Below are 11,679 nucleotides of genomic sequence, written 5' to 3' on the forward strand. Positions count from 1 at the left end.
CGCCAGATATGTGTATCTTCATCTAGCCCAAAAAACTCGCCGATGAGCTCCATTGCAATCACTTCAGGATCAGAAAGGGAAGGCATAGTCCCTCGTTCACGTAATCGCTGGCCTTTAAGTAAATCATTAAAGGTATCATCAACCCAGCAATAAACTGCTATGATAAACTCTTCTACTGACATCCCCTGTCCCTTTGAATTTGTTTCGGCAAAACAAAGGTTGGGGTCAGGGGTTGTCATTTCAAACTAATAAAAGTCGAGCATCGCGTTATATTGATAGCATCATAAGGGAGTTTCCAATGAAGTGTTTAACCTTTCTGCTAAAACCTACTTTTTTCCTAGTCTTACTCACAGTGGTTAGCACAACAACTCAAGCTGACGTACCAGTCGAAAATTTTGATAAAATAGCAGAGATGCTTAAAAAGTCCGGAAAACTTCCTATGACAGCAACAGAAAAAGAAACAGAGCAAGCAGTAAAAGACTATATCAAGCAGCGCAGAAAACCTTTTAAGGATTCTAAAAAGAAACCACCCCAAAAAAATGAACCTTAAGTCATACTAAATTAAGATAACTGCATATCCCAAAAAAAAACCTTACGACTCTTGTCTCCAAGATAATATTTTTGTTATAACAAACGCTTAGAAGAAGGGCTTGTTTTCCATTTGAAAATAGTATTTGGCAATACAATACAAAAGGATCATTTATTTTGGTTTCATTTATAGTGCTTACCCCTTAACAAAGGGAAAGAACGGCGGTAACAGTAATATCGTCTCCTATACTCCCAAAAGGAAATACTCTCAATAAGTGGTCAGAATAAAAAGGATAAACAAGCCAAGCTCCAAATCTTCCTTATTAAGCTAAATAATGTAGTTAGTAGATAGGTTGATTATGTTTGTAACTAGCCACTCTAATGTCTCAAAAATGGCTAAAGCAAGTCACCACAAAACACGATGATATACCCAACATGAAGTTTTTTTAGGACAGGTCATTACACTGACAATAAACCCTAAAAATGATTCACGAAGGGTACATGAAATCTGTTCTGCTATTTGTCTTTAGCGTTAAGGAAAATACTTTGTGCTCACACTAATAATAAAAACCGGGAGAGTTTTAACGTGTTTCAAAAGCGAGTAATGACCTCTCTGCTAGCAGGTTCTTTTCTGTTTAGCTCCTTGGCTGTTGGTAAATGTGTTCACCACTCACACCCTTTTGATTTACCACTAGCTGATAACGAAAAACTCATTAACATGCTGAAAAAATCCGGCAAACTTTCAGCTACTGCCACGACACAAGAGGAAAAACAGGCATTATCAAAGTACCTCGCCAATAAAAAAGCTCAGTTTAATAGCTTACCTCCTGGAGAGTGGGCTGATCTAGCCAATAAACGTTCAGAGGCGCAAAAACAACGAGCTAAAAATTTTTCTTCTAGTAAAAATAACCTTAACGATCGTATTTTTACTGACCAACTCACACCGCTTAAGCCTGAAACTTATAATGGCAGTGTCACCACTGATCGTATTCTGGCAATACTCGTCGACTTTCCTGATTACTTGCATAATACAGTGACGCAAGAGTCCACCGACATGTATTATGAAGACTATCATCGCCAGCATTATCAAGACCTCCTCTTTTCACCAACTGGCTACGAAGGACCTGATGGTGAAAACCTACTATCGATGCGTCAGTTTTACAAAGCTCAGTCCGGTAGCAGTTATGCCGTGAATGGTAAAGTAGTTGGCTGGTATACGGCTAGCAAGAGTGCTCGTTATTATGGTGCTAACGCGAACTCTCAAGGTGCTCGTGAATTAGTACGAGAGGCTCTGGAAGCCGCTGCAAAAGAAATTGATCTGTCCTGGTTTGACCAAGAAGATCGTTATGATTATGACAATGATGGTAACTACCGTGAACCTGATGGTGTCATTGATCACTTGATGATTTTCCATGCCAGTGTTGGAGAGGAAGCCGGTGGTGGTGATTTAGGTGAGGATGCTATCTGGTCACACCGCTGGGATCTAGGTGACGTTTTTGTCATTCCTGGCTCAAACAACAATAGCTCTGACCGTTACCAAGGGAAAATGGCTGCTTATGATTACACCATTCAACCAATCGACGCAGCTGCGGGGGTAACCTCCCATGAATATGGTCACGACTTAGGTCTTCCTGATGAATATGATACAGAATACTCAGGTAAAGGTGAGCCTGTGTCGTATTGGTCAGTCATGTCCAGTGGTAGTTGGGCAGGATTAATTCCTGGTACAGAACCCACAGGCTTTAGCCCATACGCGAGAGAGTTTCTGCAAGCCAATATTGGTGGTAATTGGTTAAAAGGTACATCAATTGACGTAGATACTATTACTCCATGGGGTATGACGTTCTTCCTGGACCAGGCAAGTAGTAAAGGTACCCACAACGATTACCTACGGATTAACCTTCCAGATAAACGCATCCATATTACGGCCCCAGCAAGTGGACATTATGCCTACTACAGTGATCGTGGTGATAACTTAAATAACACCATGACTGTTTCACTACCACTGACCAAAACCAATCAGCCCAAGCTAATCTTCAAAACCTGGTACGAAATTGAAGAAGGTTATGACTATGCACGGGTGCTTGTTGATGGCAAACCAATCGCGGGTAATATCACCGTTGACTTTGATCCAAATGGTATTGGTTTTGGTATTGGCGTAACAGGAAGCTCAGGTGGCTGGATTGATGCTGAGTTTGACCTAAGTCAGTTTGCCGGACAGACCGTAACTCTCACCTTTAACTACATGACTGACGGTGGCGTAAGTCGACCAGGCTGGTTTATAGATGATATTCAAGTTGTAGATGGAAATGTTATCGTTTTAAAAGATGATGTAGAAGGAGATAGTTCCTCATTTGAAATGGCTGGATTTAGAAAAGACCCAGGTTACCTTTTAGCGAAAAACTACTACCTGCTTGAGTGGCGCAACCATGATGGAATAGATATAGGGTTAGCTCATATTAATCGCGGCAAAGGTCTCATGAGCTTTGATCCAGGCTTAGTCATATGGTACGTCGACCATAGCCATACAGATAACTGGGTTGGCGTCCATCCTGGTGAAGGCTTCTTAGGGGTTGTTGACCAGGACCAGTCTGTTGTTCACTGGAAGGATGGCACTGTGGCAGAAACACGTTACCAGTTAAAAGATGCCGCATTTGGTTATAACCTGCAGTCATCACTTAATATTGAGCGTAAAGGAAAAATCATCACTGATCAGGCTCGATACAGCGACCCTGTCTTCTTTGACCGGTTACGTTATATTAACGACACGATTCCTGATGCAGGAAAAAAACTCCCTGAACTGGGTTTAACATTTGAAGTGACAGGCCAAAGTGAAGACCAAACAGTAGGTCGTGTTATGTTACGGCGCTTTGATGATAACCTGTGGGGTTCTACCCAATAAACATAGCAATACGCTAATAAGTTAAACGAAACGCTTTTATCTACTTGTATACTTCTACCTTTAGTGACATTCGTGACTAAAGGTAGAACTTTTTTATTTGGCCTTTCTATTTACCTTGAGTTTAAACCCAACCGGCTTATCTTTAATCCAGGCAACAAATCTCGCAATTTCGACATTATTTAACAGCTTTTCCAAAGAGTTATACTCTAAACCAAGGGTTTTCTCTGAGATTGTCGCATGTAAATTTTTATGGCAAGGTGTACACACCCACAAAATACGAGTAACCATATCACCTTTAGTAAATAGTTTTCTAAATTGACGACGGCTGTGGTATGTACGTGGAATTAAATGGTATTTTGTTAACTGCTCAGGCCGATCACACAGTTGACACTTTTCTGGTCGAGGTGGCGTTTTTAAAAGCTGACTCATTACTCTTTATTCATTCTTTAAATTACTTAACAATAACAACCTAGTTATTGATAACAAAAAATTAACCGCCAAACTACTAAAGCAATAAAGCATTCACTATTATCTTTTGGCTTTGTTCTACTCAGGTTGAATTAACCCATCTAAACGTCAAATTTACGCGTGGCTCATTCACAGTCCTGAGGCTTCGCTTGGGTACACTATGCTGCCAGTTATGTTGTGTAGTACCTTGCATTAATAAACAGCTACCACTGGTAAGGGTCTGCTTAACCACTGGCAGCTTGTTTTTCTTATACTGTTTATGGCGAAGATGAAAATCACGGCTTGCACCAAAACTCACTGAGGCTATAACTGGCTGATCCCCCAACTCAAGCTCATCATCACTATGCCATCCCATATAGTCTGATCCATTCCTGTATAAATTCAGCAGTACACTGTTAAAATGCTGACCACATACCCTTTCGACTCTTTGCTTGATGGCTGTGAGTTGTGTTGTCCAAGGCAAAGGTTGATGCTGTAGACCACTGTAGGAATAAATCGCTTCTGGGTCGCCATACCAAGCTACCTTTCGAGGAACAACAACTTGCCTGCCAAAAAGTGTCAGCGTTTCCGCCTGCCAATCCACATTATTCAGGAAATACAGAAGATAAGCTTGCTGCTCAGATAAGCTAAATAGTTCGGGAAGGTAGCCTACCTCACCATCTTGCATCAATAACCACTGAAACGTCGCAGCCACCATAAGCATCATTAATTACATGATCAACTAAAAGGCACAACAAAAATTATACCGAAGGTATATATTTACTAAAGAGATAGTCAGAGTAAAATCCAAGCCGCTGTTATTTATAAGAACGACTATTATGATTGAATTTCATTTTTTAGGTACAGCGGCAGGTGTACCCACCCCCAAACGAAATGTTACCGCTTTAGGCATTCGCTTTCCTCAACAACGAAACTGGGTCTTGATCGACTGTGGTGAAGGAACCCAGCATCAACTTATGCAAAGTGAGTTAACCCTAAGCCGCTTAAACACTATTTTCTTAACCCACCTTCATGGTGATCACTGCTATGGTCTACCTGGTATACTTGCCAGCCGCTCCTTACAGGGAAGCGGTGGAGAGCAAACGCTTACCGTTATTGGACCACCAGGAACCAAACGCCTTGTTGAAACTATTATCGAGCTTACAGAGCTCAATTTAAGCTATCCATTGCAGCTCATAGAGTTCTCAACTGAAAACTGGCAAACGCAGCACTGGGATTTTTCTGGCTTTAGTGTAAAACCTGTCGAACTTTCCCACTCAATTCCTAGTTTCGCTTATCGCTTTACGGAAGCACCACGACCTGGACGATTTGATGTTGCTAAAGCCAAAGCAGATGGTATTCCACCAGGGCCTATTTACCAGCAACTCCAGCAAGGTAAAACAGTTACCTTAGATGATGGTCGGCAGGTAAGTGGCAATCATTACATTGCTGCTCCCCCCAAACCACGGCAGTTTGTTATTGGTGGCGACAATGACAAGCCGGAATGCCTCAAGACATCGTTAGTTGATTGTGATTTATTAGTACATGAAGCAACTATGACAGAAGAGATGCGTGCAGCTATTCAAGGACATGTTAGTCACTCAACCGCCAGTGGCATAGCCCAAATAGCTGAAAAGGCTCGATTACCCAATTTGGTGTTAACTCACTTCAGTGCTCGATTTATGGATCAACAACACACTTTACAGAGTGTGGTTGATGAAGCTCGGCAACATTTTTCAGGCCAGCTGTTTTTAGCAAATGACTTTGTCCAGCTTCACTTAGATCGGGAGGGAAAATTAACGCAACACCTCCCCTCTTATACGGCACATAAGTAGACTAAAAAGACCACTTTTTATCTGCTTTTTCGGACTTCACTTTTCATTTCAATAAAGAGTGAAATCCAAAACTAAAAAAGGCTGCATAACGCAGCCTTTTTGTTCGCATCTTTGTAACTTATCGCTAGAGTTCATTGGGTAAGCGGAACAGCCATACCCCTTCATCTTCTTTATTAAATCCAATAAAACAGTCGTAGTCTGGTAAATAGCGCCAACGTCCGTAAATGCCTCTGTCCCTTCGACCACCCCAACTAGCCAGTGCGCTTGGTGCTTTACTTAATGCTTGGGGCTGGAACTCTTGTATTGACCAGTCACTAGGATCAAGAATCAATACATTATTGTGACCATCCCATAACACAAACACATCACGTTTACTGTCATAGTCGATACCATAATGGCGAAGTGTTGGCGCTTCATAGCTCAACATACCTTGGCCATTATCATAATAAGCAGACTGTTTTCCTTTCAGCTTGATAGGCTGAATCATCATTTCAGGTATAGATGCTTTAGGATCTTGCCAGTCTACTTCACTCAGATCATAAATGGCCAGGCTATGATTCAACAGCTGAATAAACAGCTTACGTTTAGGATCATAAACACCAGGTGAAGCACCACCATAGTTTGGTCCTACTGGCGACTGATGAGTTACTTTATCTGCTTTTGGATCATAGGCAATCAGCTTATAACCATTGGCAACTAATAAGTAACCCGTTGAAGAATCATAGGCAGAGCTAAATTCACCTTTAATGGTAAAAGACGACTTCTGCTCCCACTTAGTATTATCACTGTCAAACCAATAGTTTTTCTCAGTGGTATAGCCAGCACCATACCGTGTTCCATTACCCATCCAGAAACGTTGAACATTTGGCAGATACTCTACACCATCATAAGAGTGTGCCGATGTTGGAGTCCCATCTTTAGTAATACAAGCAAGAGCAGGTTTTCCTTCAGCAGTTATACACCCACCATAATTATCTAGGTAATATTCACTAGGATCAGTCAACCGAGACCAACTGAGAGTATCAAAGTCCATTTGATAAACTTCGTTACCACCATAGTCCGTTTTCCCTCCCCCCCAGATAATTAACTTGTTATCACCAACAGCACCTCCAGACCAGGCACCAAGCACACCTGCAGGCCCTAAAGATCCCCAGGCACTGTGATAAGAAGGGAAGGCATCACTTAATGTGTTATTGCCTTTTGCTTCAAGCCATTGGCCAGGTTGCAACTCCTCTATAAATGCCTCAAGGGATTTATGTGTAGTTGGTGTCTCAGGCGTATCATCTGTAGGAGTATTTGGTTCAGAGCCAGACCCTGGTGTTTGAGGTTCCTCTGGACTGCCATTATCAACAATAATTACACCATCATCGTCATCAGAGCCAGAATCTCCTGTATCCGGTGTATTAGGATCACTCGGTGTTGAAGGTGTACCTGGATCTGAGGGCGTTCCTGGGTTATTAGGAGAACCTGTATCAGTTGTATCACCAGGATCAGATGGGGTACCAGGTACAGTTGGCGGCTCCGGTGGTTCAGGATAACGTGGCGGCAACGTACCCGTTAATGGACCAGGCTGATTTGCAGCAACCACTTCATTCCCTGATGCTCCAGCTCCGTACTCACCCTCTAGCGAGACCTGCTTATCAGAAGAAGGTGCATACATTGAGCGTGGTACCACAGCAAACTGAGGCTCAATACTATAATCAGGCTTATAAGATCGTTGCTCAAACTTACTCCATGCTTGACTTGCACTTGGATAATTTGAGTCAGTAGCTGCTGCTAGAGCAATCTGCATATTTGCCGGGAAGCCCTCGGGAGAAGCTGCGTACCCAAGCATTTGACCAGGATTTAACTGTAAGGGGATTTGGTCTTCTGCAGCAGAAAAGGACTCAGCTAATGGAAGAATTCTTTGCGAATCACAGGGTGTACTATTCAAGCTAATAGACGTGGTTTTGTTAAAAGCTTGAGCAAATGAATCCAAAACTTTTGCTTTGTTGTTTGGCTCTAAGACACGAATTCCTTGTTGTAAGCTAGCAAAAATCCAACAGTATCCTGGATCAATCATTCTCCCCACACTGAATTTTGCACGCTTATCCATAACTTCACTTGCTTTTGCAAAGCCTAAGTCTTTCAGAAAGCCAATTGACCATGCATGAAAATCATCCATCCATGGTGATAATGCAGTTTTATTCTTATAAACAACGGCATACTCACCCGTTCTGACACCAAACCTGTCGATCAGCTCTCCTGGATCATAACCAAGGCGCTTTTTAACTTCATCGCTATCACGATCTGCTTCTTTTCGCGCGACATACAAATTGTATAAATACTCCAAGTTATTATTCATTAGCTTGGAAAAATAGTACTTCATTGGATGATTATCAGGCGTAATAAAGGCAGCTTCACCTAATGCTCTTAGTGACCAGGCCTCGCCTCTTACCTGTCCTCGCCGCAAAATACCTTCCTCTTTACGACGATAATAGGGGTGCATATTAATTAAGTTATAGTTTGCCCAGAACTGTAATTCTTCCAGTAAGTAGTAATCCCCTGTTACAACATAGGGTAAATAGGCTAAAGAGGGCTGATGAGCACTATCAGGTTTATAAGGCGATTGGCACTGCTTACATGCAGGAAAGGCTTCACTGCGATCAGTCTTTGGATTATGGTGGTCAAAATCATTTCCCCACAGCCCAGCATAGGGCCAATCATCTATACGCAGCATATACCCCGTTTTTTTATCGCGGTAATGAACAGACCAGCTTCCAGCTAAATTGGCATTACCTTCAGTAACCGTCTTCAGGCGCTTATCCTGTGACAGCAGATAAGCTGCAGACCAAGCTGGCATAGGTCCAATATCATATCGCCCCCCAGCCATTGGCATAATTGGCTCTACAGTTCCTACCTTCATTAAATCATTCTTTGCTTGGTAGTCACTGTATAAATTCGTAATTAATCCACTAGCAACATTTAGATCAGGCTGATACAAAGGAAAAGCCTTACTATTCATTAAGTAGTTACGATTAAATACAACATGAGTTAACGCTTGGCCTTGCAATAAAACATCTTTTTTCCAGCGGGCATGATGATAATGAGTGACATTAGATTTCTGATAGACTGATTGGCCGTTTGCAATCAGTTCAACGTCGTATGTCACATTACTGGGATTTGCAACATAAGAGTAGCTATTTTCAACAACGACTGTGACGCGAGCTTTTTCACGCTTTCCATAAGTTCTTACATAGAATCGTGCATGAAGCAATGGGTGTTCAACACCTCCAACTTTAAGTGGTGCAGTAAAAATAAACTCGTTTGCTATTCCTCCTTCTAACCATTGACGCTTTAACTCTCCAGATTCAATAACATCAGCGAGTTTAGATGTATAAACATTTCCACCGACTGTCAGTTTAAGCGTAAAATCAAGGTCAAGCGCAGCTAGCTGAGTTCTATTGAGCCCTGTTGTCGATCCAGTCTCATCAATGGTAAATAAGCGAAGGGTTTGTTGTTTAGCTGACGGGATATTAACTTTGGCAGAAATAATCGCGTGTTTTAAAGAGCCATCCTGATACGTTGCTTTTTTATCAACCTGGGTCGCAATCGACTTGCCTGTGCTATCAACCAGCAGCACAGTTTTACCTTGCGGAACATCACCAACTTTAAATACATGACCAAATGTCACATAGTCTTCAGCTGCTGTTGAAGACTTTTCATGAATCATTGCCACATCAGTAATATGTTGACTGTTCGTCAACGAGGTATCTGCTTTGGCCTGACTAAAGAAAAAAGTACCAGGTAAGGTTGACTTTGACGTCGATGCTATGTTTGGAGCAGCTTGCATTGAGGCACTAGCACCTACAACACACGCTATTAGTACGTTATATGAAAAATATCTCATAAAAAAAGAATCCCGCGCTTCAGTCTTGCTTAACCAGTTGATGAATAACCCATGATCGACCGCTCAGGTATACGATAAAAACGCCTATTTTACGAGCAATCACAACCCAAAATAGCGAACCAGTTAACAATTATTAATGGATTTTGCTTGATCATTCACAAAAGTCGACAAAACAATAACTTTTCGTAAATATATTCCTTTCCTCATCCTGTGTCGGACAAAAATGGCTCAAGAAAAAACAGCACAGGTCCTACTGCCGTTAACAAATAATACTTATTCAATACCATTGCAAAACGCAGCTGCAGAAATGGCATCACTTAAGTATTGATCAATGTATCACCACCACATACCTTGTTTACATTCTTCCCTAAAACTCTTTCTCAATCGAAGCTCTCTTTCTAACTGAGTGGTTTACAGAGCAAAGATGACTTGTTAGCTAGTATGCTTTAAACAGATTCAACATATTCAGCTGATCTCTCCGCCACTATCACCATTTAATCCCTTAGTAACCTGGTAAGATAATTATTTCCCTTAATTTAGCCTTCTGTACAATACATTCCCCAAGGAATAGTTGTCGCTATCATGAGCATTGGTAATATCCTCAGCGAGGAGTACGCAAAATTCTCTTTGCACAGTTTTACTTTACCAAGGTTTTAGTCGTGCTAATCGTAAACAAATTGACTAAACAAAACGTTGCTTATGCTCTCAGTTTAGTCATTTCAATATCGTTAAACACCAAATAAAAATAATTGAAAAAGTTTACACTACACTAACTGCCTAGTTCACAAATTACTTTTTGCTGACCTGTCAAGCTATCCGTGAGTTCATTTAAAATCCCTCTAAAAAAGAAGTATATAGCAGGTTTATTTAACTACCTGGCCTTACCCTCTACAGTTGAGTAAAATGGCATCAATCGTAGTACTGCTGCTTGTTATTTATGAAAAAGAATAGCTCAAAAACTCATTCTACCCACTTATAAATTCCAACCATAGAACTCAACTATCATTTACTCTACTTGTTACAATATAATACAAACCAACTCAAACTGATTTTTTATTTACATAAAAACGTCAAGTTTAAAGTATTATATTCAAATATAACTAAGTAGGTTGAGTGTCCAAAAGGTATCAAGTTCATTCAAAATGTCATAAAACTACCAACTCGTGTTAATCATCAATAAAGATTCAAAATTATTTCTCTTTAAACGCAGTTTCATTAAATATTTTCTATATTTTCAAAAAAAACATGATAAATAACTGCCTGGTCAAGTATAACCTGTTGATAACAGTGATATACCCTTCTCATTTTTATTCGCACGCTTACCCTAACGGGACTGCTAAGCTTTCCTGGTGAGCTTCAGAGACATTAGTGGAGCCTGCTGTCAGAATTTTAAATCTCAGTCACTTATTAAGAGACTTCATCGCTAAAGTGCCCTACTTAGCAGTTTTTAAAACCGTGACTATTGCTATCACGAGTCTTAACAGGCCAAGCTAGGCCCACTAAAAACTATTCGTTTTGGGGATCAATAATCAGAACATTTCGATGTATAACCTGTAAGGGGATACAACAACCAAATCTTCAGATAAGGATTTATGGAGTGTTTGATGAGCGTCATGCAATCCTTGGTAAAAAGCACTTAAAATAAAGTGCTTTTTAGAAAGTAAAATTATCTGCAATTGCCCTAGCCACGCCATGAAGACATCAATTTATATAAATAATAAAATAAAGTAATACCTAATCACACTGTATCGCAATTTCTTAAAAGCCACAAAAAACAACATACACCTAAAAACTACTGGCTCTATATGGATTCCTAGGGGGTAGCATATAATACAACCAAAGATGTATTATGCACGTCTATTTGGGTAAATTAAGTCAGTAATAAGCAAAGAATGATCAATATCAAACAACTGGTAAATGATGAGCAATGCTACCAGTTTATTCGTCAGAGACGTTGGCCTGATGGCGTCAGCTGCCCTCACTGCCAGTCTCAACAAGTAGAAGGCAATGGTAATCATCAAAAGCAAATTGCCCGAAAACGTTATCGCTGCCTAGCGTGTCATCGGGGATTTGATGAC

General features: G+C 40.8%; 7 protein-coding genes and 1 pseudogene. 4 read left to right on the forward strand and 4 right to left on the reverse strand.

The window, feature by feature from the left end; genetic code table 11:
• A pseudogene (locus F607_RS30905) lies at positions 1–182 on the reverse strand (IS982 family transposase); the annotation flags it as partial.
• A 116-nt stretch (positions 183–298) separates the two neighbouring features.
• On the opposite strand from F607_RS30905, the gene F607_RS0120910 reads away from it, so the two are divergent.
• Together F607_RS0120910 and F607_RS0120915 are read left to right on the forward strand one after the other, a co-directional pair.
• Positions 299–550: a hypothetical protein gene (locus F607_RS0120910; RefSeq protein ID WP_027709634.1), complete on the forward strand. Its 252-nt coding sequence runs from the start codon at positions 299–301 to the stop codon at positions 548–550.
• A gap of 564 nt (positions 551–1,114) precedes the next feature.
• Complete coding sequence (locus F607_RS0120915) at positions 1,115–3,430, forward strand: immune inhibitor A domain-containing protein (RefSeq protein ID WP_211233686.1); 2,316 nt, start codon at positions 1,115–1,117, stop codon at positions 3,428–3,430.
• Positions 3,431–3,523: 93 nt separating this feature from the next.
• Here F607_RS0120915 and F607_RS0120920 read toward each other — a convergent pair whose 3' ends face one another.
• Positions 3,524–3,859 (reverse strand): hypothetical protein, encoded by a 336-nt coding sequence (locus tag F607_RS0120920; protein ID WP_027709636.1) that lies wholly within the window; start codon positions 3,857–3,859, stop codon positions 3,524–3,526.
• Positions 3,860–3,980: 121 nt separating this feature from the next.
• Complete coding sequence (locus F607_RS0120925) at positions 3,981–4,595, reverse strand: alpha-ketoglutarate-dependent dioxygenase AlkB family protein (RefSeq protein ID WP_027709637.1); 615 nt, start codon at positions 4,593–4,595, stop codon at positions 3,981–3,983.
• 121 nt (positions 4,596–4,716) lie between these two features.
• On the opposite strand from F607_RS0120925, the gene F607_RS0120930 reads away from it, so the two are divergent.
• Positions 4,717–5,712: a ribonuclease Z gene (locus F607_RS0120930; protein WP_051311704.1), complete on the forward strand. Its 996-nt coding sequence runs from the start codon at positions 4,717–4,719 to the stop codon at positions 5,710–5,712.
• Between the two features lie 124 nt (positions 5,713–5,836).
• On the opposite strand, the gene F607_RS33115 is transcribed toward F607_RS0120930, so the two are convergent.
• Positions 5,837–9,601: an RIFT barrel domain-containing protein gene (locus F607_RS33115; RefSeq protein WP_157365554.1), complete on the reverse strand. Its 3,765-nt coding sequence runs from the start codon at positions 9,599–9,601 to the stop codon at positions 5,837–5,839.
• Between the two features lie 1,892 nt (positions 9,602–11,493).
• Here F607_RS33115 and F607_RS0120940 point away from each other — a divergent pair.
• A partial coding sequence (locus F607_RS0120940) for a transposase (protein WP_027709062.1) occupies positions 11,494–11,679 on the forward strand: 186 nt, incomplete at its 3' end.

Origin of the sequence: Zooshikella ganghwensis DSM 15267 (genome assembly GCF_000428585.1) — a bacterium.
Taxonomy (GTDB): Bacteria; Pseudomonadota; Gammaproteobacteria; order Pseudomonadales; family Zooshikellaceae; genus Zooshikella; species Zooshikella ganghwensis.

Excerpts from the sequence above, each read along its gene's own strand:
- F607_RS0120910 (WP_027709634.1), top strand. The coding sequence starts at position 299 with ATGAAGTGTTTAACCTTTCTGCTAAAACCTACTTTTTTCCTAGTCTTA.
- F607_RS0120925 (WP_027709637.1), bottom strand. The coding sequence starts at position 4,595 with ATGGTGGCTGCGACGTTTCAGTGGTTATTGATGCAAGATGGTGAGGTA.
- F607_RS33115 (WP_157365554.1), bottom strand. The coding sequence starts at position 9,601 with ATGAGATATTTTTCATATAACGTACTAATAGCGTGTGTTGTAGGTGCT.
- F607_RS0120920 (WP_027709636.1), bottom strand. The coding sequence starts at position 3,859 with ATGAGTCAGCTTTTAAAAACGCCACCTCGACCAGAAAAGTGTCAACTG.
- F607_RS0120930 (WP_051311704.1), top strand. The coding sequence starts at position 4,717 with ATGATTGAATTTCATTTTTTAGGTACAGCGGCAGGTGTACCCACCCCC.